A 24,910-nucleotide genomic window follows, 5' to 3' on the forward strand; every position below is an offset into this window, starting at 1 on the left:
CGTCGGAACGGAACCACTGGCGACGACCGGAAAGGCAACCCATAAGTTTAGGTGTGCCTAATCCGGGTGCGTGGAACTGACGCGACGCGACGCGCTGGCGGCGCTGGCGACCGCCGGCGTGACGGTCAGTGGCGGGGTCCTCGCGGGGCGCCTCGAACCACCGACGGCGGACGGGGACGCCGGAGGGGTCCCGTCCGCGGGAGCCTCCGGGACAGACCTCTCGACGCCGCTCTTGGACCTGCTCGACGGCGTCGCCGAGGTCCTGTACCCGAGCGGCGTCGACGGACGCCGCGAGTTCGTCGAGTCGTACGTCCTCGGCCGGATCGACGACCGACCCGACTACCGCGACGGGATGCGCGAGGCGGCCGCACAGCTGGACGCCGTCGCCCGCGACTGGCGCGGCGACGCCTACGCCGCTCTCGGTGTGGACGAGCGCGACGCCCTCCTCCGGGATCTCGGCGTCGATACGGCCGATCCCGAGCCCGACGGAACGATCACGGAACGGATCCGGTTCTACCTCGTCAACGACCTGCTGTTCGCCTTCTACGCCTCACCGACCGGGGGCCGACTCGTCGGTATCGAGAACCCGATCGGCCACCCCGGCGGGATCCAGAGCTACCAGCGCGGATCGATGCCGAGCGCCGCCGACACGTCCCGGGAGCGATTCGACGATGGCTGAGGCGAGCGACGGGGGCGTGGGCGACGGGCGCGATCGGACTCCAGCCGCGCGCGCAGACGTCTGCATCGTCGGGTCCGGTCCCGCGGGCGCGCTCGTCGCGCACCGACTCGCCGCGGCCGGCGCCGACGTCGTCGTCCTCGAAGCGGGCCCGCGCTTCGACTTCGACCGCCGGGTCGAACAGCAGGAGGCGTTCATCCGTCCGGGGATGGACGGCCCGTGGGAGATGGGCGGGCCGCGCGACGCGTACACGACCGGCGGACGCGGCTACCCGCTCAACGCGGCGCGCGTGAAGGGGATCGGCGGCTCGACGCTCCACTGGCAGGGGATGGTGATGCGGCTCCACGAGCGCGACTTCGAGATGGAGTCCCGGCACGGCGTCGGCGTCGATTGGCCCATCGCCTACGACGACCTCCGACCGTACTACGCCGAGGCCGAGCGCGCCCTGGGGGTCGCGGGCGCGATGGACAACCCCTACGCGCCGCCGCGCGAGGAACCGTTTCCCCTCTCGGCGTTCCCGCCGTCGCACTCGGACTCGCTCTTCGCGGACGCCTGCGAGCGCCTGGGGATCGATATGCACTCCGTCCCGAACGCGCGCAACCCCGAACCGTACGACGGTCGACCGGCCTGCCAGGGGTACGGCACCTGCAAGCCGATCTGTCCCTCGGGCGCGAAGTACACGGCCGAATCGCACGTCGAGAAGGCCGTCGAGGCGGGCGCACGCGTGATCGACCGCGCGCCGGTCCAGCGGCTCGAACACGACGCCGACGGCGAGCGAGTCGAGACCGCGGTGTACGCGACCCCGGACGGAGAGGAGCACCGGCAGTCGGCACGGCGCTTCGTCCTCGCCTGCGGCGGCGTCGAGAACGCCCGACTGCTGTTGCTCTCGGAGTCGGACCGGTACCCCGACGGCCTGGCGAACACCTCCGGCGCCGTGGGTCGCTTCTTTATCGACCACCTCTTCGCCGGCGCCGGCGGCCGCCTGGACGAGCCGACCAGACAGAACCACGTCGGCTTCAACACCAGCGAGTGTCACCAGTTCTACGACGACGCGGACCCGGTCGAGGGGCTGAAGCTGGAGTTCCTCAACTACGCCGGGCCGTCGCCGGTGATGGAGGCGCTCTCCGCGGAGACGTGGGGCGACGACCTCCTCGACCGACTGCGCGAGTCCTACGGGACCCACATCGCGATGGGGGCGCTCGTCGAGCAGCTCCCGAGCGCGGAGAACCGCGTGACGCTCGATCCGAGCCGGCGCGACGACCACGGCAACCCGGTCCCACACGTGGAGTGGTCACTCGACGAGCGGACCGAGCGCGCCATCGAGCACGCCAACGCGATCCAGCACCGGATCCTGGAGGAACTCGGCGTCGACATCGAGTGGACGGTCGGCCCCGACGCCACCGGGCCGGCGTTCCACCAGATGGGGACGACGCGGATGGGCGCGGATCCGGAGGCGAGTGTCGTCGACGCCGACGGCCTGACCCACGACCTCTCGAACCTCTGGATCGTCGGCTCCTCGACGTTCCCCACCGGCGGCGCGATGAACCCGACGCTCACCATCGCCGCGCTGTCGCTGCGGACGGCCGACGCGCTGGAGGCGTCGCTGTAACGGGGCGAGCAGTCGGCACGCTTCCCTCCCGCGCCGGTGCGCCGAGCAACCGCTGGGCGGCGCGGGGTGGCTGTCAGATCACGGCATCGCTGACCTCGCGTTCGTATATAAACGCTCGGGGCGGAGTCGAAGCCCCGGCCGTCCGGCTCCGAGACGTACCCTTCAAGACCCGCGGGCGACTGCGTACGCGTATGCAACCGAGGGATCTCTCCGCGCACGAGGCCTACGTCCCCGGACGGGGGGCCGAGGAGGTGGCCCGCGACCTCGGGATGGACCCCGAGGAGCTGACGAAGCTCTCGTCGAACGAGAATCCGCACGGCCCGAGTCCAGAGGCCGTCGCCGTCGTCGAGGCCGCCGCACCGGACGTGAACGTCTACCCGAAAGCCTCCCACACCGACCTCACCGAACGGATCGCCGAGAAGTGGGGCCTCGATGACTCACAGGTCTGGGTGAGCGCGGGCGCCGACGGCGCGATCGACTACCTCTCGCGGGCGTTCCTCGAATCCGGCGACGAGATCCTCGCGCCCGCACCGGGCTTTTCGTACTATCCGATGTCGGCGCGCTACCACCACGGCGAGGCGTCGACCTACCGAATCTCGAAGGACGACGACTTCGAGCAGAGCGCCGCGGGCGTCCTCTCGGCGTACGACGGCGAGCGCATCGTCTACGTGACGACGCCGCACAACCCCACCGGCTCGGTCCTCGACCGCGCGGAGATCCGCGCGCTCGCGGAGGGCGTCCACGATCAGACCCTCGTCGTCGTCGACGAGGCCTATGCGGAATACCACGACGCCCCCTCCGCGATCGACCTCCTCGACGAGTACGAGAACCTCGCGGTCCTCCGGACGTTCTCGAAGGCCTACGGCCTCGCCGGCCTCCGGATCGGCTACGCCGCCGTCCCCGAGGCCTGGGCGGACGCCTACGCGCGGGTGAACACGCCCTTCGCCGCCAACGAACTCGCCTGCCGCGCCGCCCTCGCCGCGATCGACGACGACGACCACCTCGAACGGTCGGTCGAGACGGCCCGCTGGGCGCGGGAGTACTACCGCGAGAACCTCGACGTGCCGACGTGGCCCTCCGGCGGCAACTTCGTCCTCTGTGAGGTCGGCGACGCCACCGCCGTCGCCGAGGCGACCCAGGAGCGCGGCGTCATCGTCCGCGACACCTCCAGCTTCGGACTGCCCGAGTGCGTCCGGATCTCCTGCGGCACCCGCGAGGAGACCCAGAGGGCCGTCGAGGTCCTCAACGAGGTCGTCGCCGACCTCCGGCCGGAGGCGACCGAGCCGTGAGAACGATCGCGCTCACCGGGACGCCGGGGACGGGCAAGACCACCGTCTCGGAGCTCGTCGCAGAGCGGCTCGACGCCGAGGTGCTCCACCTCAATGACGCGATCCGCGAGGCCGACCTCTTCGCCGAGCGCGACGTCGAGCGCGACTCGCTTATCGCCGACCTCGACGCCGTGCAGTCGTGGGTCGACGCGGAGGTGTCGGCCGATCGGACCACGGTCGTCGAGTCCCACCTGGCGCACCTGCTCGACGTCGACGGGGCCGTCGTCCTGCGGTGTCACCCCAAAGAGCTGAAACCGCGGCTCCGAGAGCGCGGCGAGTCCGAGGACTCGGTCGCGGAGAACGCCGAGAGCGAGGCGCTGGACGTGATCCTGGCCGAGGCAGTCGAGCGCCACGGCGAGGAGTCCGTCTGGGAGATCGACACCACGGACCGCTCCCCCGAGGCCGTCGCCGACGACGTGGCGGCGGCGATCGACGGCGAGATCGAGCCCCGCGTGGGTGTCGTCGACTTCATCGACTACCTGTAACGATGACGCTCGATCAGTACCGCGACCTGGCGGACCGCCTCCTGGGCCCCTTCGTCGCCGCCGCGGACCGGCTGGGCCTGACGCCCGACGGGGTCAGCGTCGTCGCCTTCGGCTTCGCCGTCGCGGCCGGCGGCGCGTTCTACCTCGGGACGCCCGTCTGGTACGTCCTCGGTGCCGCCTTCGTCTTCCTGAACGGCTGGCTCGACCTCGTCGACGGCGCGCTCGCCCGCGCTCAGGGCGTCGACAGCGACGGCGGCGACCTGCTCGATCACGTCCTCGACCGCTACGCCGACATCGCGATGCTGGTCGGGCTGGCGGCCGGGATCGACGCCTACGGGCTCGGTCTCGCCGCGGTCACCGGCGTCCTGATGACCTCCTACCTCGGCACACAGATCCAGGCCGTCGGCCTCGGCCGCGAGTACGGCGGCCTCGTCGGCCGCGCCGACCGCCTCGCGATCATCGGACTCGTCGCCATCGTCGCGGCCGCGACGCTCGCCCTCCCCGCGCTTCCGGTCCGAGCGCTCGGGCTGACGGTCGTCGGCTGGCTGCTCGTCTTCTTCGCCGTCGTCGGCCACCTCACCGCGCTCCAGCGGTTCTGGGGCGCGTGGCGCGACCTCTCGTGAGGGTGCCTTCGGGACAAAACTGATTACGGTCGCGCGGGAGCCCCCGAGTATGGTCCCCGAACCACCCTCCGCCTCCGACCGCGGCTGTCCGAAGTGCGGCCACACCGAGACCGACGTCGGGACGATCTCGACGACCGGCGGCGGCCTCTCGAAGATGTTCGACATCCAGACGAACAGTTTCAAGGTCGTCTCCTGTACGAACTGCGGCTACTCGGAGCTGTACCGCGATACGACCTCCGGCACCAGCGACATCGTCGACGTCTTCCTCGGCTGATGGCCGGGTTCGGATTCGCGTTCCTCCTCTTCGCGCTGTTGGCCCTCGTCGCCCCGCTCGGGCTCTACTACCTCGTCCGGGCCGAACGCGACGACCGGGAGACGATGGACCGCGACGAGGCCGAGCGGGCCGCGCGGCGTGACACCCGCGACGGGCGGCGGTAGCGACGCGAATCCGTCTCCTGGTCGGTCGCGTCGCATCGGCGCATCTCCCCCAGCGTGTGCTTTATACCCCCGCCTCGACTACTGCGGGGTATGCCCCAGTGCGAGATGTGCGGCAGTGAACGGCCGTCCCTGACGACGGTCAAGGTCGAAGGGGCCGAACTCGAACTGTGCGACGACTGCAAGGAGTTCGGCACCGAGGTCCGCACTGAGTCGAGTTCCTCGCAGTCGACGAAGTACTCGACGTCGAGCTCCTCCGGGACGTCCGGATCCGGCGGGTCGTCGGGGTCGTCTTCGACGAGCGGCACCGCGAGCAGTTCCTCGGGCGGGTCGAGCCGGCGCCGGCGCGATATGTTCGACGACATGGACGAGATCGCGACCGATTACGACCAGCGCATCCGCGAGGCGCGCGAGTCCCGCGGCCTGAGCCAGGAGGACCTCGCGAAGTCGCTCAACGAGAAGGCGAGCCTGATCCGCAAGCTCGAACGCGGCGACATCCTCCCCTCCGACGAGGTCCAGCGGAAGCTCGAACGCGAACTGGAGATCTCCCTCGTCGAGGGCGAAGACACCGAAGACAGCGAGTGGTCCGGCGGCTCTTCGACCACGACGACGCTCGGCGACGTGGTCAAGCGGAAGGACTGACCGGTGTCCTCGGCGTCGCGGAGAGCAACCTATTTCGGCCAGTAGCATCGTACTACGGTCCGTGTTCATCCTCGTCAATCTGAAGGCGTATCCGTGTGATCCCATCGAGGTAGCGACCGCCGCGCGCGACGTCGCCGAGGCGTCCGGCGTCCGGATCGCCGTCTCGCCCCAGGCGGCCGACGTCGCCCGCGTCGCGGACACCGGCGTCGAGACGTGGGCCCAGCACGTCGATCCGAACGGCCACGGCAGCCACACCGGCAGCACCCTCGCCGAGGCGGTCGCCGAGGCCGGCGCGACGGGCACCCTGATCAACCACTCCGAGAAGCGGCAGACGCTGGCCGACATCGACGGGGCCGTCCGCGCGGCCGAACGCGCCGGCCTGGAGACGTGCGTCTGCGCGAACAACCCCGCACAGATCGGCGCCGCGGCGGCGCTCGGCCCCGACAGCGTCGCGGTCGAGCCTCCGGCGCTCATCGGCGGCGACGTCTCCGTCGCGACCGCGGACCCGGGGATCGTCGAGGACGCCGTCGCCGCGGCCGCCGCCGTCGACGACGACGTGGACGTCTACTGCGGCGCGGGCATCTCGTCGGGCGACGACGTCGCGACCGCCGGGGAGTTGGGCGCGACCGGGATCCTGCTCGCCTCCGGCGTCGCGAAGGCCGACGACCCGCGGTCCGCGCTCGAAGCCCTGGTCGAACCACTCTAAGCGAGGCTTTACCCGTGTTGGTAACCCACATAGGTAGTGTATGACGCTCCGAGAGTTCCTCGACGCGGCCGAAGACCCCGATCGGTCGCTCGTCGTCCTCAACCGGACGGCGCCCAATCCGGTGCAGAATATGCTCGAAGGGCTCTTCGGAGGGCAGTCGATCGACGTCGACGAGATCGAACTCCCCGACGCCGAGGCTGATCAGGTGCTCGTCGTCGAGGACGATCAGGTCCTCGCGAGCTCCCCCCTGAGCGACCTCCAGGACGCGATTCTCTTCATCAACTCCGATCTGTTCATCACCGGGACCCGGGACCTCGAAGAGATCGAACTCCCCGAGGCGCTGGAGCAGCTCGACGAGATCCCATTCTACCTCCGCGGGTATCCCGAGTCGCATTCGGAGAAGCTGCTCCTGATTTTGATCTCCCGGTACATCGAACGGCGCGCCTGGGAGGAGGGCGAGGGGACGCTCCGGACGTCGTTTCAGAACCTCTCGCGGATCGAAGACGAGGTCGGGACCCACCAGGTCTACGGGCGGCTCGACGAGTCGCCCGTCGACGTTCACGTCTACGGAATGCCGGGATGGCGACCGGACCCCGACTCCAGCATCACGATCCACGCGGGCTACAGCCGGGACTTCAGGGAGTCGTGGTTCGTGGTCTACACGCCGCCCGAGGACCGCGACGCCGACTCACACGTCGCGCTGCTCGCGCTCGAAGAGGCGCCGAACGAGTGGGTCGGCTTCTGGACGTTCCGCCAGTCGGTGGTCGAAGACCTGAATCGATACATCGAGAAACATCTGTGAGCCGCAGTCGTGCCGCGGTCGTGGCCGCGGACTCACTTCTCCGCGACCGGCGTGTCGACCGTCGGTTTCGCCTCGTCGTCATTCATCCCCTCGCTCGCGTCGGCGGCCTCTGAGTCGTCGCTCCCGTCCCGCCCGTCGTCGAGGTGGTCCGACAGATCGGGGCGGAACGCCGCCTCGACCGCGGTCACGACCTCCCGGAGCTCCGATTCGGAGAGCCGATCGGCGAACTCCGACCGGACGAGGTCGGGCAGCGCGTAGGCGTAGCGGCCCCGCCCGACGTGTTCGACGAATCCGGCGCGACGGAGCGGGCCGTTCCGGCTGTACGCGAGCTGTTTGTCCCCGACCTCGCCGGCCGCGACGTGGGCGTCGACGGGGTCGCAGGATTCGATCTCGCGGTAGAACGCGAGCATCCGGCGCGAGGCGGGCGGCAGCGACGCGATCACGTTTCGGAGGCGCTCGATGACGTCCTCGCGGCCGGTCAGCCCCGCGGTGTGTTCGTGGGCGCGCTCGGGCTCGATGTCCGCGTCCGTGGGGCCGACGTGACCGTCGTCGCCGACCTCGATGTCCGTATCGAGTCCGGGATACGCGGCCGCCGCGGCCGCGGTGACCGCCTCCTCCTCGTCGGCGTCGGGGTCGGTCTCGGCCGCGTCCGCGTCAGCAGTCGCCGCCGATTCCTCGACGGTTCCATCCGCGGCGGCTTCGTCGTACTGATCGAGCGCCGCCTGGCGCTCCTCGGGGCGGTTCAGATTCCGCCCGTCGCCGCCGCGATACGGCGCTTCGGCCGTCTGGAACATCGCCTGAGCGAACTGTTCGGCCATCTGTGAGAGGTCCCTGGCCTCTTCGAGTTCCCGTTCCAACTGCTGGATTCGCTGTTCTTTCTTCTCCAGTTCCTGTTTGAGGTCTGCGATCTCGCTCTCGCGACGCGCCTTCTCGTCGGAGATGTCCTGCAGCTCCGAGACGAGGTCGCCGTCGACGGACTTCAGATCCGGGCGCTCGAAGTCTTCGAGCCCCGGCGTCGCGCCCGCGTCGAAGGTCTGCTTCTTGTGGAACTTCACCCGGCGGAGGGACTCGGACCAGTCGGTGACGAGGAACGCCTCGCCGTCGTCCATCTCCTCGATCGCGTCGGCGTACTCCGAGCCGAGGATCCGACCCACGACCTTGGTGTCGTTGTTCCAGGTGAGTCGGTGCCAGACGAGCCAGTCGCACTGCGTGATGAAGTCCTTCTTGACGTCGGCGGGGCGCTGGGAGATGCCGACGATCCCGAGGCCGTGCTTGCGGCCGCGCTTGCCGATCTTGATCAGCATCTTGCCCGCTTCGGTCATCCCGCCGCCCTCGGGGATGTACTCGTGGCACTCCTCGACGAGCATCAGGAAGGGCTTCTTGAGCTTCTTCTCCTTCGCGAAGAGGTGGCGCGCGACCGCGGTCAGGAGCTCCTGGGCCTCGTCGTCGTCGAGGTAGCCCGAGACGTCGAGGATGATGGGGACGTTCTGTTCGAGGGCGAGATTCGCCAGCTTCTCGGCGTGCTCGGGGCTGACGACGATGTCGCACTCCTCGTCGGCGCCGGCGTGGAGCAGTTCGAACTGCTCTTTCAGTCCGTAGTACTCGCCGTCGGTGTCGACGATGAGCACGGGAAAATTGTTCGAGAGGAGGTTCTCGATCACCACCGAGGCCGTGTTCGACTTCCCGGACCCGGACTTTCCGGTGATGAAGCCGCGTCCGGTGAGGATGTCGACGACGGGCAACTCGACGGGCGTCCCCGGCGCCGATTGCCCGTCGCCGCCCGGCCCCTCGCTGACGTTCGCGACGGCGATCGTCTCGGTATCCTCGGTCATCTATCGGGTCGTCGCCCTCCCGCGGCATAGTTCCTTCTCCCCGTGTGACGGACGTCTGACGCCGCGGAGGCCCGAGAGCGCGTCGCCGGCGGCGACTACTCGCTCTCGTCGAACTGGTCGAGCGAGGCCTGGCCCCGACCCGACGGCCGTCCCGCCCGTCGACGGCCGTCGCGCTCGTCCGACCGGCGGCCGCCGTCCCCCGCGGCTTCCGCAGTCTCCGCATCCTCCGCGGTCTCGGCGCCCTCCCACCCGTCGAGCCGGGCCTGCTCGCCGTCCGCAAACGAGAGGTTCGAGACGCGGACGCCGAGCTTCCGGACGGCGTCGTCTTCGAACTCCGCGAGCAACTCCAGGGCGACGGACTCCACCAGATCGGGGTCGTCGACGGGCCCCGAGAGCGACCGCTCGCGGGTGTTGATGTCGTACGGCGGCAGCACGGCCTTGATGCCGATGGTCCGGTAGGTCGCCCCGCGATTCTGCGCCCGCGAGGCGACGTCGGCGGCCAGCGCCGCGACCCGCTCGCGCTTCTCCGCCGCGCTCTCTGTCGCCTCCGCGAACGCCGACTCCCGCGAGAGGCTCTTCGGCCGGCCCGTGGGCGTCACCTCGCGGTCGTCGACGCCGCGGGCGCGGTCGCGGAGTTCGGGCCCGCGGGAACCGAACGCCGACCGGAGTTCTGCGGGGTCCGCGTCCGCGAGGCCGCCGGCGGTCTCGATGCCCATCTCTCCGAGGCGGTCGGCCGTCACCGGCCCGATCCCGTGGACCGATTCGACCGGGAGCGGCGCGAGGAACTCCGCGACCCGTCCGGGCTCGACGACGACGAGGCCGTCGGGTTTGTCGTGGTCGGAGGCGATCTTCGCGGTCGACATATTCGATGCGACGCCGACGCTGGCGGGGACGCCGACCTCGCGGGCGATCCGCTGTTTCACGTGGCGGGCGTACCCCTCGGCCAGCGTCCGCTCGCCGTCCGGCCCCCGGTCCCAGGAGGTGCGGTCGGTGACGTCGAGGTACGCCTCGTCGATGCTCACCTCTCGGACGACGTCGGCCGAGTCGTGGAGGATCTCTTTCACCTCCCCCGCGACCTCGCGGTAGAACTCCAGGTCGACCGGGCGGTAGTGGCCGACCGTGTCGGCGTCGGTCTCGGATTCTGACTCGGATCCCGATTCCGACTCGTTTCCCTCGGCCGTCGCTTCCGCTGCGCGCGGCAGCCGTTCGAGCGCCTGCGAGATCGGCTGGGCGCTCTCGACGCCGTATTCTCGGGCCTCGTAGCTCGCGGTCGCGACCGCCCCGAACGTCTCGCCCGCTTCGTAGCCCATCCCGACCACGACCGGCTCCTCGCGGAGTGCGGGCTCCCGCAGGCGCTCGCAGGAGGCGTAAAAGCAGTCCATATCGACGTGGAGGATGATCCGCGAGGAGGGGCCGCGGCTCACGTCGTGAGCATATTCGTCCAGATTCACACCGGCTCACCCCCCGGTGTGGGCCACAGCAGTACGTCCTCGCGGAGCGCGCGTAGGTACGAAGCGGACACTATGGCGTTCGAGCTTCGGAATTCGCCGATGGCCGATCTCGAACCCATCACGCACGCGAGCCCTTAGAGACGTACTGTGAAGACATTGGCGGGGAATTTCCTCGCGTACGGCCGGACAGTATCACCCACCAAGCTCGTCGGGTGAGGTCTTACCCGCACACCGCCTGTGTGACGTAGACGCGTCGTCCGTCGTCAGTCTCGGCCGTCGCGACGCCGATCCCTTCGCTTTCGAACGCGTCCTCCAGAATGACATCCTGATTGCCCGGCGAATTCATCCACTGACGGACGATCCCGTGGGCGATCTTCGTCTCGTTCCCCTCGTAATTCACGTAGTCGTCCTCCACCGCGATGCGCTGATTGGCGTACGTGTACGCGACGTTTTCGCCGACGGTTTCACACTCGTACTGTGATTCGGGATCCGATCCCTGCAGTCGGCGCCGCTCGGCCATCGTCTCGGTGTGTTCTTCCGCACGCTCTGCAATGTGCTGGGAGTACTGCAGGCGGTCCACTCGACGGTCAGCCCGGATCTCGTTGATTCGCGCGTGTACTGTCCGCCTGATCTCGGTCTCGTTGAGGGTGTCCGCGGACGAGGCGTCCGAAAATCCGCTCTCGGCCTCTTCAATACTGTCTGTGACCAGTTCGTTCACGCCGATATCCGCCACTTGAACGGGACCGATCGGTGTCACTACGACAACGACAGTGCTCACAAGCAGAACGACCGTGAGCAGTCGTTTCACGCGAAATAAAATTAAATGCAGGTGTAAAAAATTATTGGTGAATTAACACTTAATTGGTCGTGCGAAGACACACGGAATGTTGTCTTGCTCGATGACCACGAGCAAAACTGCGGTAGCGATGGCTAGAAACAGTGGGACACCGTCACGACGGTCCGTTCGGAAGGGTGGTGGCCGGAGCGGCCACTATGGCGTTCCCGAACCGGAGTGAATGTGGATCCGACGGATCGACGGACGTGGGGCGTCGCTCGGTCGCGCGGGCGGCCTTACTTCAGCCGTTCCTGGAGGAACGACGGGTGGGCTGCGGTGATCCCCTCGATCGAGAGGATCGTCTCGGAGATGACGTCGCCGAGGGCGTCGCCGTCGCGGGCGCGGACCTCCGCCATCAGCATGTGGTCGCCCGAGGAGGTGTACAGCGACTCGACGGCGTCGAGTTCCTTGAGCTCGCGGGTCGCCTCCACGTAGCGCTCCGAGGAGACGTCGAGCCCGACCAGCGCGATCGAGGTCTCCGAGAGCTTCTTGGGGTCGACGTCGGCGGAGTAGCCGACGATGATTCCCTCTTCTTCCATCTTCCGGATGTACTTCCGAACCGTGGGCTTCGAGACGTCCGCGCGTTCTGCGATCTCCGAGTACGACGCCTGGGCGTCCTCTTCGAGCACGTCGAGGATACGCCCCTCCGTCGATGTGGTCTCCATACCCGTACGTTTTGGTCGATAGAAAAAATACCTTCCGAATAAACAAAGCGAACTCGCGAGGATGAAATACGTCGGCCGCGGCGCGTCAAAACGCCGGAATCCGGCCGGGAACTTCCCGCGGCCGGGGGCCGCAGTCTGCCGATCTGCGGCCGTGAGGCGTTACTTGTGCTTGTCGAGGAACGAGTCGTAGACGCGTTCCCACTCGTAGTCGTCGTCGAAGTACCGCTCCGCGAGCGGCTCGTCGGGGATCTCGCCGATGCGCTGTTTCTCCTGCTGGTAGGAGGGGCGGTCGTCGACGTAGTACCGGCCGGTGAGGACGGTCCCCTCGTGGAGCGCGTTCTCCGTCTCGAACATCATCTCGGAGGCCTCCGAGCGGTCGGTGTTGTCGAACTCGTAGTCCTCGGAGTCGTTGACGTCGATGTAGGGGACGTACTGCTTTGCGTCCTTGTTCCAGGTCGGACACTGGGTGAGGAAGTCGACGTGCGAGAAGCCGTCGTGTTCGATGGCCTCGACGATGATCTCTTTGGCCTGGTTCGGATTGACGGCGGCCGTCCGGGCGATGTAGGAGGCGCCGGCGTTCAGCGACATCGACAGCGGCCGGATCGGATCCTTCGCCGACCCGTGGGGCTGGGTCTTGGACTTGTGGCCCTTCGGCGACGTCGGGGAGGTCTGGCCCTTCGTCAGCCCGAAGATCTCGTTGTTGAACACGATGTAGGTGATGTCGTGGTTCTCCCGGGCCGTGTGCATGAAGTGGTTGCCGCCGATCCCGTAGCCGTCGCCGTCGCCGCCGGCGGCGACGACGGTCAGGCCGGGGTTCGCCAACTTCGCCGCCCGCGCGATCGGGAGCGAGCGGCCGTGGATCGTGTGGAAGCCGTAGCTGTCGAAGTAGCTGTTCAGCTTGCCCGAACACCCGATGCCCGTGCAGACGAGCATCTCCTCGGGCGAGAGGCCGAGTTCGGCGGCCGCGCCCTTCAGAGCCTTCAGGACCCCGAAGTCGCCGCAGCCGGGACACCAGGTGGGCTGGGGTTCGAGGCCGGGGGTGTACTCGTTGCGGTCGCGTTCGACGTCTTCACCGATTGCACTGAATGCGCTCATTGTTAGTCACTCGCTGCGGGGACGAATTTGGTCTCGTGGCCGGGGAGCGTCCCGTCCTCGACGATGCTCGTGACGAACCCGTCGACGATCTCGCCGGGCTCGAAGGGGTTGCCGTTGTACTTCAGCAGGCTCGAGAGCTTCTCGCCGTAGCGACCGAGTTCCTTCTGCGTCAGGCCGCGGAACTGCGCGGAGGCGTTCATCTCGACGACGAGCACCTCGTCGACGCTCTCGATGAACGCCGAGACCTCCTCGACCGGGTAGGGTGCGAGTTCGGATACGCCCAGCGACTTCACCGAGTGTCCCTGCTCGTTGAGTTCGTCGACGGCCTCCTCGACGGTGCCCTGCTGGGAGCCGAACGTCATGATCCCGTACTCGGCGTCCTCGGGGCCGTGGTGGGCGTTCGTGCCCTCGTCGGCGTCGAGGTCGGCGCGGATGGCCTCCATCTTCTCCATCCGGCGATCGACCTGATTGACGCGGTTGTCGGGGTCCTCGGAGATGTGCCCCGCGGGCATGTGTTCGTTGCCGGTCGCGAGGTAGCGACCACCCTCCTGGCCCGGGATCGACCGGGGGCTGACGCCGTCGTCGACGTCGTGCTGGAAGCGGTTGTACTTCCCGGAGGGGTCGTGCGGCGCGTCCGCGAGCTCAGCCTCGGTGACGACCGACCCGAGGTCGGGGTTGGGTTCCTCGTCGAAGACGCTGGCCGGAACGTTCTGGAGTTCGCCGCCGTTCTTCTGGTCGTAGAGGACGATCGCCGGGATCTGGTACTCGTAGGCGATCTGGAACGCCCGGCGGGTCTGGCGGTACGCCTCCTCCGCGCCGGCGGGCGCGAAGACGACGCGGTGGGAGTCGCCCTGGGAGGTGTAGAGGACGTGTTCGAGGTCGGCCTGTTCGGGCTTGGTCGGCATCCCGGTCGAGGGGCCGGCGCGCATCGCCTCCACGAGGACGACGGGCGTCTCCGTCATCTCGGCGAGGCCCAGCGGCTCGGACATCAGCGCGAAGCCGCCGCCCGAGGAGCCGGACATCGCCTTGACGCCGGCGTGGGAGGCCCCCAGCGCCAGCGCGGCCGCGGCGATCTCGTCTTCGACCTGCTCTGAGATGCCGCCGACCTCGGGGAGGTTCTGCGACATGATGGTGAAGACCTCGGTCCAGGGGGTCATCGGGTAGCCCGCGATGAACCGACAGCCCTCGTCGAGCGCGCCGTAGGCGATGGAGTCCGAGCCCGAGATGAGGACCTGGTCCTCGTCGTGGTCGCCCTCCGGCACCGAGATGTCGGGGGCGTCGGCGTCGAACTCCTCCTGGACGGTCTCGTAGGCGTCGTCGAAGACCGACATATTCGGCTCGAACACCTTCTCGGGCATCGTGTCCTCCATCAGGCTCTTGATGACCCGCGGTTCGATGTTCGCGATGGCGCAGGTGACGGCGACGCCCGCGGTGTTCCGCATGACCTCGCGCCCGTGTTCGCGCGCGATCGTGCGGAGGTCGATGTCGTAGACGTGCCAGCCGTTATCCGCGACGCGCTCGTCGAAGTCCGGGATGTCCTCGGTGTCGAGGAGCCCGGAGTCGTAGACGATGACGCCACCCTCGTTCAGCTCGTCGAGATTCTCGGACAGCGGCTTTACCTCCTCGTTGCCGTAGTAGGCGTTCTCCTGGGGGTTCCGGGCGAAGGAGTCGCCCAGCGCGAGGAGGAAGTTGTACCCGTCACCGCGCGACTTCACGGGGTCCTCGGAGACGCGGACCTCCGTGTAGGTGTGACCACCACGGATGCGCGACGGGTAGTGACGATGCGTGAATACGTGTAGGCCCGCTCGCATCAGGGCCTTAGCGAAGTTCTGGCTCGTCGAGGCGATCCCGTCTCCGGAACCACCCGCGATTCGCCAGATGAGTTCGTCGTCAGTCATATCTGAGCTCACGGCCCGCGTGGGCCACTACCGAACACTTTCGAAAGGACTCGATTAAAGCCTTTGCTATACGTTACCAAGGAAAGATGATGATAGACCTAATATATGGACGTAAGATGCACTATATCGAGATATCGTGGAATAATATAAAGAATGAGTGAGAATTACAATTCGTATGTTTAGTTTAGATGTATTGTATCGACGGAACAGAACTGCACCCGTCCGGAGATTTCGGATACGTCCGACAAAGCCGGATCGAATCCAAGTTATATCCGATATACTCGAAATCTATAGTGTTCGGCCGCGGACCGACCGCCCCCGAGGGTTACTCGTTGTCGGGGCTGGAGGGGTGGTAGTCGGTGTCGTACTCGCCCGGCTGGTCGTCGAGCCGATCGGGGTTGATCCGCCCGCCGAGGAGCATAAAGTCGAGGATTGTGAGGTTCAGCATCGCCTCGACGACCGGGACCGCACGCGGCGGCAACACGGGGTCGTGGCGGCCGACGACCTGGATTTCCTTTTCCTCGCCGGTCTCCCAGTCGACGGTCTTCTGCTGTTTCGGGATCGACGTGGGGGCGTGCCAGGTGACCTCGCCGTAGATCGGCTGGCCGGTGGTGATGCCGCCCTGAAGGCCGCCGTGTTTGTTGCCCTCCGGGACGGGATCGCCCTCGTCGCTGAACTCCCAGTCCTCGTTTCGGTCCTTGCCGGTCCACTCGCGGGCCTCCTTCCCGAGGCCGAACTCGAACGCGGTGGTCGCCGGGATCGACATCATCGCTTGGCCGAGCCGCGAGGGGAACGAATCGAACCGCGGCGCGCCCAGACCGCGCGGGACGCCCTGCGCCTCGAAGTAGATCGAGCCGCCGATCGAGTCACCCTCCTGCTGGTACTCGTCGATGAGGTCGCGCATCTCCTCGGCGGTCTCGGGATCGGCACACCGGACTTCGTTCTCCTCCGTGTGTTCGAGCATCTCCTCGAAGGTGACCTCGGGGGCCTTGATGTCGCCGATCTGATTGACGTGGGCTTTGACCTGGACGCCCTCGGTTTCGAGGACCTTCTTCGCGATCGCGCCGGCGGCGACCCAGTTCACCGTCTCCCGCGCGGAGGAGCGCCCGCCGCCGCCCCAGTTACGCGTCCCGAACTTCGCCGAGTAGGTGAAGTCGCCGTGGCTCGGCCGCGGGGCCGTGACGTACGGCTCGTACTTGCCCGAGCGGGCGTCCTTGTTCTCGATGACCATCCCGATCGGGGTGCCCGTCGTGTAGCCGTCCTGGATCCCGGAGTTGATCGAGACCGCGTCGGGCTCGCCCCGCGAGGTCGTGATCATCGACTGTCCCGGCTTTCGCCGGTCCAGTTCCGCCTGGACGTCCTCCTCGTCGAGTTCGAGCCCCGCCGGACAGCCCGAGACGGTCACGCCCATCGCGTCGCCGTGGCTCTCGCCGTAGGTGGTGACCTGGAAGAGCCGGCCGAATCGGTTGCCGTTCATTACCTCGCCGTCGTGGTTCCGTCCATATATACGTTGCAGAAAGTGGTGGGTCTCGGCCGCGGACGGCGCGTTCGACCCCTACGGACCGTTCAGACGCCCCGCTCACCACGGCCCGGCGTCGCCGACGACGGTCCGGGTCTGCTCGCGCATAAACTGCGGCAGGTACCAGTAGCCGCCCGCGAACTTGCTCGTCGTGCCCGAGGCCTTCCAGCCGCCGAACGGCTGGGCCTGCACGAGCGCGCCGGTCGTCGCGCTCTGTGACCGATTGACGTAGCACATCCCCGACTCGATCCGGTCGAGCCACGTCTCGATCTCGGCGTCGTCCTCGGAGAACAGTCCGGCACAGAGGCCGTACTCGCTGTCGTTGGACTTCCGGATGCCCTCGTCGAGACCGCCGACCGGATGGATCGTCACGAAGGGAACGAAGTGCTCCTCGCGCGCCACGTCGTGGTCGTGCGGGACGTCGACGGCGACCGTCGGCCGCACGTACCGCCCGGCCGCGCCGTCGACAGCGCCGACGACCTCGCCGCCGGTGAGCACGCGCCCGACCTCCCGGGCAGTCTCACAGACCTCGCGGTACCGTTCCACGGCGTCGTCATCGACGAGCGGCGCGACGACGGCCCCGGGATCGTCGGGCGCGCGGTCCGGGATTTCCTCTGTGGTCTCGACGAGCCGTTCGGTGAACGCGTCGGCGACGTCCTCGTGGACGTAGACGCGGGAGGTGGCCGAGCACTTCTGGCCGCCGAAGCCGAACGCGCCGTAGCGCACGCCCTCGACGGCCTTCTCCAGGTCGGCCTCGGCCGTCACTGTGACGGGGTTCTTCCCGCCGAGTTCCGCGATCACGGGCCCCGGCTTCTCCCGTTCCACGAAGCTCCGCTCGATCTCTCTGCCGACGGCGCGGGAGCCGGTGAAGGCGACGCCGCTCACGTCTTCGTGTCCGACGAGCGGCTCTCCGACGGTCCGGCCGCCGCCGGTGACGAGATTGAGGGCGCCGTCGGGGACGCCCGCGTCCGAGAGGATCGAGACCGCCTCGTGGGCGATCAGCGGGGTCGCGCTCGCCGGCTTCGCGACGACGGTGTTACCGGTGATGAGCGCGCCCGTCGTCATCCCGACGAAGATGGCGAAAGGGAAGTTGAACGGCCCGACGACCCCGAAGACGCCGTACGGTTCGAGGACGTTCCGACAGCGCTGGCCGGGCGTCGGCTCGCCGGTATCGAGGCGGTAGCCCTCGTTGCGTTCGAGTTCGCGGGCGTAGAACCGCAGGAAGTCGATTCCCTCGTCGACGTCGGCGACCGCCTCGAACCGGTTCTTCCCTGCTTCCAGGGTGAGGACCGCCGCGAGCTCGTACCGGCGGTCGCGGGCGCGCTCTGCGGCCTCCCGGAAGATCGCCGCGCGGTCGCGCCAGTGGGTGTGCCGCCATTCGTCGAAGGCGTCGGTCGCGGCGGCGACCGCGCGGTCGACGTCGCCCTCGTCCCCGCTCGCGAACTCGCCGACGAGGAGGTCCGTCTCGCCGGGGCTCTCGACGCTGAACCGCTCGTCGCGCTCGACCGCCGCGCCGTCGATCACGAGCGGGTGCGACTCCCCGAGGTCGTCGCGGACGCGCTCGACGGCCGACTCGTAGCGGTCGTGAAATTCGTCGAGCGTTCCCTCGCGCCGGTGGGTGAACGCCGTCTGTTCGTTCTCGAAGGGTTGCGAGCGCATACGGAAACTGAGGGGCCGCGACACCATAACTGTGACACCGACCCGCACACAGCAGGTGGGGCGTCCGCCCGTGGAGTTATGCGGTCCGGCGGCGACCATCCGCTATGGACCGAGCGGTCGTCGAACCCGACGTCGATGCTGTCCCCGGAGCGAAGGCCGAACGATGGGTCACCCACCACCACGAGGTCGCGGCCCCGAGCACGGCCGCCTACGAGTTCGTCTGGGATCTGACCGAGGAGGCGATCGGCCCCTTCTGCACCGACGTCGACGGCAACGTTTTCTTAGATTTCACGAGCCACGTCGCCTCGTCGCCGCTGGGGTACAACAACCCGACCGTCCGCGAGAGGATGGCGGCGCTGGACCTCCCGTCGCCGACCAAGATCGCCGGACAGAGCTTCTACGCCGGTACGGGCTGGCCGCCCGAGGACTCGGATCTGCCGGGACCGACCCAGCTGATGGACCGGCTCACGGAGCTCGGATCGGGGTACGATCTCGACACCGTGTTCCTCTCGAACTCCGGCGCCGAGGCGGTCGAGAACGCCATCAAGATCTGCTACGACCACCGCGGCGGCGCCGGACAGGCCATCACGTTCGAGGGCGCCTTCCACGGCCGGACGCTCGGCGCGCTGTCGCTGAACCGCTCGAAGGCCGTCCACCGGCGGGACTTCCCGGAAATCCCCGGCGTCCACGCCGTGCCGTACTGCGAGGACCGGACCTGCACGCCCGAGTCGTGCTCGTGTGGGTTCTTCGCCGGCGACGGCTCGCGCCTGCGCTCGATGCTCGACCCCGACCGCGGCTACGTCGACCCCGACGACCTCGCGTACCTGATCATCGAGCCGGTCCAGGGCGAGGGCGGCTACCGCTTCCCCAGCGAGGCGTTCGCCGAGGAGATCGCCGATGTCTGCGAGACCCACGACGTGCTCTTGATCGCCGACGAGATCCAGACCGGCGTCGGCCGGACGGGCGAGTGGTGGGGCTCGGACCACTACCCGTTCGAGCCCGACGTGATCGCGAGCGCGAAGGCGCTCCAGGTCGGTGCGACGCTCTCCCGCCGGGAGATCTTCCCCGAGGAGAAGTCGCGGCTCTCCTCGACGTGGGGCGCTGGCGACGTGCTCGCGGCGCTCCAGGGGGCGGTCACGATCGACGTCATCGAGTCCGAAGGGCTCCTGCGGAACGCCCGCGAGAAGGGCGACCGGCTGATGGGTCGGCTCCGCGAGGCCGACCTGGCGGATGTCGACAACGTCCGCGGTCGGGGACTGCTCGTCGCGTTCGACCTCCCGACGAAGGAGCGACGCGACGCCGTGATCCGGGCGGCGCTGGAACGCGGCCTGCTCACCCTGGGCTGTGGCTACCGGTCGATCCGGCTCCTGCCGCCGCTCGACGTCACCGAGCGGGAGATTGATCTCGGCGCGGAGCTGCTGATCGAGGCCGTCGAAGCCGGCGAGTGAGGCGTCGGGGACCCGCTACTCGTGGCGGTCGACCGCCGCGCCCAGCGACTCCATCGCGTCGAAGAAGTCCGGGAAGGACACGTCGACGTGTTCGGCGCCCTCGATGACGGTGTCGCCGTCAGCGGCGAGCCCCGCGACGGCCAGCGACATCACGATGCGGTGGTCCGCGCGGCCGTCGACGCGCGCGCCCACGAGGTCGGTGTCGCCGCCGTGGACGGTCAGCCGATCCCGCTCTTCGGTCACCGAGGCACCCATCTTGCCTAACTCCTCGGCCATCGCGCTCACGCGGTCGGTCTCCTTGTACCGGACGTGCTCGCAGTTCTCGATGACCGTATCGCCGTCCGCAACGGCCCCGAGCGCGGCGATCGTCGGCAGCAGGTCGGGCGTGTCGCCGACGTCGACGGTGGTGCCCGACAGCGACGCCCGCGGGACGGCGATCTCGCCAGCGTCGCGGTCCCAGCCGACCGCAGCGCCCATCGACTCCAGGATCTCGACGATCGCGCTGTCGCCCTGGGCGCTCGGGCGCGCGCCCTCGACGAGGACGCGGTCGCCCTCCGCCGCGGCGACGGCGCCCGCCGAGAGCAGGTACGACATCGACGAGAAGTCGCCGGGGACGGCGTACTCGCCGCCTTTGGGAGCGTAGGACTGGCCGCCGGGGACGGAGAAGCCGTCGTCGGTCTTCGTCGCATCGACGCCGAAGTCGTCGAGGACTTCGAGCGTGATGTCGACGTACGGCGCGGACTTCAGTTCGGTTTCGAGTTCGACGTCGATGCCCTCGTCGGTGACGGCGCCGGCCATCAGGAGCGCGGTGATGTACTGCGAGGAGACGTCGCCGGGGATCGACACCGCGCCGCCGTCGATCGACTCGCCGACCACGAGCGGCGCCTGGCCGTTCCGCCGGGTCGACTCCGCCCGCCCGCCGAGCTGTCGGATCGCGTCGAGGAGCGGCCCCTGCGGGCGCGAGCGGAGGGAGTCGTCGCCGGTGAACACGCAGAGCCCGTCGGCGAGCGCGCCGCAGGCGGTGACGAGCCGCGTGGTCGTCCCCGAGTTCGCGCAGTCGACGACGTCGTCCGGCACCTCGGGGCGGCCGTCGAAGCCGGAGATCGAGAGCCGCGCGTCGCCGTCGGCGTCGCGGTCGACCGAGCCGCCGAACGCCTCGACCGCGCGCATCGTCGCGCGGGTGTCGGCGCTCACGAGCGGGTCGGCGACGACCGCCTCCGCGCCGTAGCCCGCGGCGAGGATCGCTCGGTGGGTGTAGCTCTTCGAGGGCGGCGCGCGCACGCGCCCCGCCACGCGGGACTGCGAGATGGTGACGTCCATACGGTCCGTTCGCGCTGGCTGGGGTATGATACTTACTGTCGAATCCGACCGCGAGCCTTTATATCGCAGAACGGGGGCAGGGCCGCCGTGACCTGGGTTCGGTCCCGCGTCGTGCCGCGGTTGCCCGGCACAGCGACGCGGGCGCGGCCGTGCCGGCTGTTCGCCACATTCGACGTGCAAACGCTACGATAGCCACCTCGACGGACGACGCTATCGACGTCGCGCCAGCAGCGCGGCCGCCGCGAGCGCGGCGGCGGCGGTCACGACGCCGAAGCCGGGCGTTCCGGTCTCCGTTCCCGGACGTTCGGTCTCCACGGTCGTTCCCGTGGGCGTCACCGTCATCGGAGTGTCGGCTATCGTCGACTCCTCAGACGCTTCGAGGTCCCGGTACTCCGCGTAGGCGTCGGGGTGGATCGCCTCCAGGATCGTCTCCGCCGCGAGCACGGAGCGGGGCGCGGGCTGCTGGAGGTAGTTCGTGTTCACTCTCACGACGTTGCCCTCCTGCACGGCGGTCGTGCTGTTGTAGGCCGCGTTTCTCGGGATCGAACTGCCCTCGGGCGTGACGATCCACGTCGGACTCATATTCGCGACCGTCTCGTCGTTGATCGGCTGGAAGCCGGAGATTCCGACTTCGGCGGCGCCGTTCCGGAGCCCCGCCGTCTCCATCACGTCGCCGATGAAGGTGTCCGCGCCCGAGGTGTACCCGTAGAAGACGTTGAGCCCGACCGGCCGCTCCTCGCCGTCGAGCGCCTGTCGCATCAGGTCCAGCGAGCGGCGCATCTCGTCGGCCCGCTCGACGCCCGCCTCGCAGTTGCCGGTGAGCCGGCCGATTCGCTCGGTCTTCTCCGCGACGAACGAGAGCGACGTCGCCTCTCCGAAGACGTAGACGGGGATTCCCGCGTCGCGGATCTGCTCGACGCGCTCGGCGGCGAAGCCGTAGGTGCTGTTCGGGACCAAGACGAGATCGGGCTCAGCGTTCAGGACCACCTCCACGCTCGGGCCGTTCGCCCCCGAGACGTTCGCCTTCTCGTTCGCGCCGTCGAGGTACGTCGCGTACCGCGAGACGCCGACGACCTCGTCCCGCGCGCCGATCTCCCACATCGTCTGGGCCGCGCTCGGATTGAGCGTCACGACTCGTTGGGGGTCTTCGGGAACCTCGACCTCGGTACCCGTCGCGTCAGTCGTCGCGTAGGGGAACTCGCAGGTCGTCGCGTCGCCGCCGTGCGATTCCACGGGGCCGCCGTCCGCGGCGGTGGCGGCCGCCGCGGGACCGGCGGCGACGGTGACGAGTAGGACAGAGAGCACGAGCGCCTTGCGGAGCATACCGTGGGCTGGACGCCATTGCAACAAGTATTTGCCTAATCCAAGTGAGATTGGGTACTACCGTGACCGTCAGGACGCGCACCGTCGGCTGGTCGGCCGCGCTGACGGCCGTCCTCGCGCTGACGGTCGTCCTGAGCGCCGGCGTCGGCCCGGTGTCGATCCCGGCGCCGACCGTCGCGAAGATCCTGCTCTCTGCGGACCCCTCGCCGCTGGCGTTCGAGCGGGCGATCAGCCGTACGAACCGGCTCATCGTCCTGAACATCCGGCTGCCGCGGATCGTCCTGGCGGCCCTCGTCGGCTTCGCGCTCGCGACCGCGGGCGTGGTGATGCAGGGGTTCTTCCGCAATCCGATGGCCGATCCCTCGATCGTCGGCGTCTCCTCGGGCGCGGCCGTCGGCGCCGTCGCGACGATCGTGCTCCCGTTCGCGTTCCCGTTCGGCCTCGAACTCCAGGGCGCGGCGTTCGTGACGGCCGTCCTGACCGCCTTCGGCGTCTACCTCATCGCCACTCGCGACGGCCGGACGCCGACCGCGACGCTGCTGCTCGCGGGCGTGGCCGTCCAGACGTTCCTGGGGGCGGTCATCTCGCTGTTGCTCCTGCACAGCGGCCAGAGCCTCCGCCGGGTGGTCTACTGGCTGATGGGCCACCTCGGCGGGACGACCTGGGGCGACGTCCGCGCCATCGCCGTCGTCCTCCCGCCGCTCTTCGTCCTCTTGCTCGTGTACGCCCGCGACCTCAACGTCCTCCTCCTCGGCGAGGAGGACGCCCACGCGCTCGGCATCGACGTCGAGCGGACGAAGCGGGTATTGCTCGCGGCGTCGAGCGTCGTCACCGCGGCCGCGGTCGCGGTCACTGGCGTCATCGGCTTCGTCGGGCTCATCGTGCCCCACGCGATGCGGTTGGTCGTCGGCCCCGACCACCGCGTGCTGCTCCCGACGAGCGCGCTCGCGGGCGCGTCGTTCCTCGTCGCCACCGACACGCTGGCGCGCTCGGGCGCGGCGGAGGTCCCGGTCGGGATCGTCACGGCCGCGCTCGGCGCGCCGTTCTTCCTGTATTTGCTCCGCTCGCGGGAGGTGACTGGCCTGTGAGCGATCCGCTCGTCTCCGTCGAGGATCTCCGAGTCGCGTTCGGGTCGCTGACCGTACTCGACGGTATCGACGCGACCGTCGAGCCGGGGTCCTTCGTCGGTCTCGTCGGTCCCAACGGGGCCGGAAAGACCACGCTCCTCCGAACGCTCAACGGGACGGTATCGCCCGACTCGGGCACCGTCTCCGTCGCGGGCGAACGCATCGCGGATCTCTCGTCGAGGGCCGCGAGCCGGCTCGTCGCGACCGTCCCCCAGGACACGAGCGTCGCCTTCGAGTTCGACGTCCGGCAGATCGTCGAGATGGGACGCAACCCCCATCGATCGCGGTTCGGCGGCTGGTCCCGCGCCGACGCCGAGGCCGTCGAGCGCGCGCTGGACCGCGCGGACGTTCGTGAGTTCGTGGAGCGCTCGATCACGACCCTCTCGGGGGGCGAGCGCCAGCGCGTTCTCCTGGCGCGGGCGCTCGCCCAGGAGACGCCGCTGTTGCTCTTGGACGAACCGACCGCGAGCCTCGACATCAATCACCAGGTCCGCACGCTCGAACTACTGCGGAGTCTCGTCGCCGACGGCAAGACCGCGATCACGGCGATCCACGACCTGAACCTCGCGGCCCACTACTGCGACGAACTGCTCCTCCTCTCCGACGGGAAGGTCGCCGCCCAGGGGCCGCCGGAAGCGGTGCTCACAGAACGGGCCCTGGAGGACGCCTTCGACGCCAACGCGGTGGTCTCGCGGCACCCGGTCACGGGGTCGGTGTACGTCACCGCCCTCCCCGACGGGAAGCCGGTCGACGGCACGGACCGCTCCGAACCCGCGGGAGGCGACTCCGAGCGACCCGGCCGCGTCCACGTGATCGGCGGCGGCGGGACGGCCGCGAGGCTCCTCTACGTGCTCGATGCGGCGGGATACGAGGTCACGATCGGGGCGCTCAACGAGGGCGACACCGACACCGAGACCGCTCGGTCTATCGGGCTCGATCCCGTGACCGTTGAGCCCTTCGCCGGCGTCGACCCCGAGACGCGGGCGGCGGTCGAGCGGCGCATCGACGCCGCCGACTGCGTCGTCGTCGCGGACGTCGAGATCGGGACCGGGAACCTCCCGAACCTCCGGGCGGCCACCGCGGCCGACCGAGTGGTGCTCGTCGAGGACCGACCGTTCGACGAGCGGAACTACGTCGGCGAAGAGGCCGCGCGGGTCTACGAGTCGCTCCGGGAACGCGCTCGAACCGTCGCGTCGAAAGACGTCTCGACCGCCGTGGTGGATCTGATCGACCGCGATATGCCTGTTCACAGTGACGGTACCGGAGGCGAGACGGCGGAGCCCGCGCCCCGAGATCGACGGCCGAGCGAGCGATCTCGGTGACCCTCGCCGGGGAGTCGCGTCGCTACGGATTCCGGCGAACGTTTCGGCTCGGTATTGTGTTCGCACACGGCCGACAGATTTTTTATGCGCGGAGTACAAGTGTGGGGTGA

At 68.7% G+C, this 24,910-nt stretch carries 23 protein-coding genes; 13 read left to right on the forward strand and 10 right to left on the reverse strand.

Annotated features, from left to right (window positions below; translation table 11 throughout):
* The first annotated feature begins 70 nt into the window (after positions 1-70).
* The 10 genes from OS889_RS09075 to OS889_RS09120 all read left to right on the forward strand — a co-directional run bounded on the left by OS889_RS09075 (position 71) and on the right by OS889_RS09120 (position 7,306).
* Positions 71-679 (forward strand): gluconate 2-dehydrogenase subunit 3 family protein, encoded by a 609-nt coding sequence (locus tag OS889_RS09075; RefSeq protein ID WP_372389229.1) that lies wholly within the window; start codon positions 71-73, stop codon positions 677-679.
* Entirely contained in the window at positions 672-2,285 is a 1,614-nt protein-coding gene (locus tag OS889_RS09080) for a GMC family oxidoreductase (RefSeq protein WP_372389230.1), read from the forward strand. The genes OS889_RS09075 and OS889_RS09080 overlap by 8 nt, the downstream gene beginning before the upstream one ends.
* A gap of 191 nt (positions 2,286-2,476) precedes the next feature.
* Positions 2,477-3,574, forward strand: a complete 1,098-nt coding sequence (hisC, locus tag OS889_RS09085; RefSeq protein ID WP_372389232.1) for a histidinol-phosphate transaminase — start codon at positions 2,477-2,479, stop codon at positions 3,572-3,574.
* Positions 3,571-4,098 carry an adenylate kinase family protein gene (locus tag OS889_RS09090; protein WP_372389234.1) on the forward strand — a complete coding sequence of 176 codons (528 nt, stop codon included), beginning with the start codon at positions 3,571-3,573 and terminating at the stop codon, positions 4,096-4,098. The genes hisC and OS889_RS09090 overlap by 4 nt, the downstream gene beginning before the upstream one ends.
* Before the next feature lie 2 nt (positions 4,099-4,100).
* Positions 4,101-4,721, forward strand: a complete 621-nt coding sequence (locus OS889_RS09095; RefSeq protein ID WP_372389236.1) for a CDP-alcohol phosphatidyltransferase family protein — start codon at positions 4,101-4,103, stop codon at positions 4,719-4,721.
* A 49-nt stretch (positions 4,722-4,770) separates the two neighbouring features.
* The gene (locus OS889_RS09100; protein ID WP_372389237.1) at positions 4,771-4,995 is read left to right on the forward strand and encodes a zinc ribbon domain-containing protein; all 225 of its coding nucleotides are present in this window, start codon (positions 4,771-4,773) and stop codon (positions 4,993-4,995) included.
* A complete protein-coding gene (locus OS889_RS09105; RefSeq protein ID WP_372389239.1) occupies positions 4,995-5,159 on the forward strand; it encodes a DUF8143 family protein in 165 nt (54 codons plus the stop codon). Before OS889_RS09100 ends, OS889_RS09105 begins: the two co-directional genes overlap by 1 nt.
* Before the next feature lie 90 nt (positions 5,160-5,249).
* Positions 5,250-5,798, forward strand: coding sequence for a multiprotein bridging factor aMBF1 (locus tag OS889_RS09110; RefSeq protein WP_372389241.1), 549 nt, complete (start codon positions 5,250-5,252; stop codon positions 5,796-5,798).
* 61 nt (positions 5,799-5,859) lie between these two features.
* The gene (tpiA, locus tag OS889_RS09115) at positions 5,860-6,504 is read left to right on the forward strand and encodes a triose-phosphate isomerase (protein WP_372389243.1); all 645 of its coding nucleotides are present in this window, start codon (positions 5,860-5,862) and stop codon (positions 6,502-6,504) included.
* A gap of 40 nt (positions 6,505-6,544) precedes the next feature.
* Positions 6,545-7,306: a DICT sensory domain-containing protein gene (locus tag OS889_RS09120; RefSeq protein WP_372389244.1), complete on the forward strand. Its 762-nt coding sequence runs from the start codon at positions 6,545-6,547 to the stop codon at positions 7,304-7,306.
* 32 nt (positions 7,307-7,338) lie between these two features.
* On the opposite strand, the gene OS889_RS09125 is transcribed toward OS889_RS09120, so the two are convergent.
* From OS889_RS09125 to OS889_RS09160, 8 genes are all read right to left on the reverse strand, one after another.
* Positions 7,339-9,138: an ATP-binding protein gene (locus OS889_RS09125; protein ID WP_372389245.1), complete on the reverse strand. Its 1,800-nt coding sequence runs from the start codon at positions 9,136-9,138 to the stop codon at positions 7,339-7,341.
* A gap of 95 nt (positions 9,139-9,233) precedes the next feature.
* Positions 9,234-10,520 (reverse strand): DNA polymerase Y family protein, encoded by a 1,287-nt coding sequence (locus tag OS889_RS09130; protein WP_372391592.1) that lies wholly within the window; start codon positions 10,518-10,520, stop codon positions 9,234-9,236.
* Positions 10,521-10,809: 289 nt separating this feature from the next.
* Positions 10,810-11,322: a CAP domain-containing protein gene (locus tag OS889_RS09135; protein ID WP_372389246.1), complete on the reverse strand. Its 513-nt coding sequence runs from the start codon at positions 11,320-11,322 to the stop codon at positions 10,810-10,812.
* Positions 11,323-11,660: 338 nt separating this feature from the next.
* Positions 11,661-12,089 carry an HTH-type transcriptional regulator LrpA1 gene (gene lrpA1, locus OS889_RS09140; RefSeq protein ID WP_372389248.1) on the reverse strand — a complete coding sequence of 143 codons (429 nt, stop codon included), beginning with the start codon at positions 12,087-12,089 and terminating at the stop codon, positions 11,661-11,663.
* A 159-nt stretch (positions 12,090-12,248) separates the two neighbouring features.
* Positions 12,249-13,184 (reverse strand): thiamine pyrophosphate-dependent enzyme, encoded by a 936-nt coding sequence (locus tag OS889_RS09145; RefSeq protein ID WP_372389249.1) that lies wholly within the window; start codon positions 13,182-13,184, stop codon positions 12,249-12,251.
* Between the two features lie 2 nt (positions 13,185-13,186).
* Positions 13,187-15,082: a 2-oxoacid:acceptor oxidoreductase subunit alpha gene (locus OS889_RS09150; protein ID WP_372389251.1), complete on the reverse strand. Its 1,896-nt coding sequence runs from the start codon at positions 15,080-15,082 to the stop codon at positions 13,187-13,189.
* Between the two features lie 325 nt (positions 15,083-15,407).
* Positions 15,408-16,559: a chorismate synthase gene (aroC, locus tag OS889_RS09155; RefSeq protein ID WP_372389254.1), complete on the reverse strand. Its 1,152-nt coding sequence runs from the start codon at positions 16,557-16,559 to the stop codon at positions 15,408-15,410.
* A 102-nt stretch (positions 16,560-16,661) separates the two neighbouring features.
* Positions 16,662-18,260, reverse strand: a complete 1,599-nt coding sequence (locus OS889_RS09160) for an aldehyde dehydrogenase family protein (RefSeq protein WP_372389257.1) — start codon at positions 18,258-18,260, stop codon at positions 16,662-16,664.
* 104 nt (positions 18,261-18,364) lie between these two features.
* On the opposite strand from OS889_RS09160, the gene OS889_RS09165 reads away from it, so the two are divergent.
* Positions 18,365-19,708, forward strand: a complete 1,344-nt coding sequence (locus OS889_RS09165; protein WP_372389259.1) for a class-III pyridoxal-phosphate-dependent aminotransferase — start codon at positions 18,365-18,367, stop codon at positions 19,706-19,708.
* A gap of 15 nt (positions 19,709-19,723) precedes the next feature.
* Here OS889_RS09165 and aroA read toward each other — a convergent pair whose 3' ends face one another.
* Both aroA and OS889_RS09175 read right to left on the reverse strand, forming a co-directional pair.
* Entirely contained in the window at positions 19,724-21,028 is a 1,305-nt protein-coding gene (gene aroA / locus OS889_RS09170; RefSeq protein ID WP_372389261.1) for a 3-phosphoshikimate 1-carboxyvinyltransferase, read from the reverse strand.
* Positions 21,029-21,238: 210 nt separating this feature from the next.
* On the reverse strand, positions 21,239-22,351 hold the full coding sequence (locus OS889_RS09175; protein WP_372389263.1) for a PGF-CTERM-anchored ABC transporter substrate-binding protein: 1,113 nt from the start codon (positions 22,349-22,351) through the stop codon (positions 21,239-21,241).
* A gap of 62 nt (positions 22,352-22,413) precedes the next feature.
* Between OS889_RS09175 and btuC the strand changes: the two genes are divergently transcribed.
* Complete coding sequence (btuC, locus tag OS889_RS09180; RefSeq protein ID WP_372389266.1) at positions 22,414-23,439, forward strand: vitamin B12 ABC transporter permease BtuC; 1,026 nt, start codon at positions 22,414-22,416, stop codon at positions 23,437-23,439.
* Positions 23,436-24,800: a heme ABC transporter ATP-binding protein gene (locus OS889_RS09185; protein ID WP_372389268.1), complete on the forward strand. Its 1,365-nt coding sequence runs from the start codon at positions 23,436-23,438 to the stop codon at positions 24,798-24,800. Before btuC ends, OS889_RS09185 begins: the two co-directional genes overlap by 4 nt.
* Positions 24,801-24,910: the final 110 nt, after the last annotated feature.

This window comes from Halobellus sp. MBLA0158 (assembly GCF_041477585.1).
In the GTDB taxonomy this organism is placed as follows: domain Archaea; phylum Halobacteriota; class Halobacteria; order Halobacteriales; family Haloferacaceae; genus Haloquadratum; species Haloquadratum rubicundus.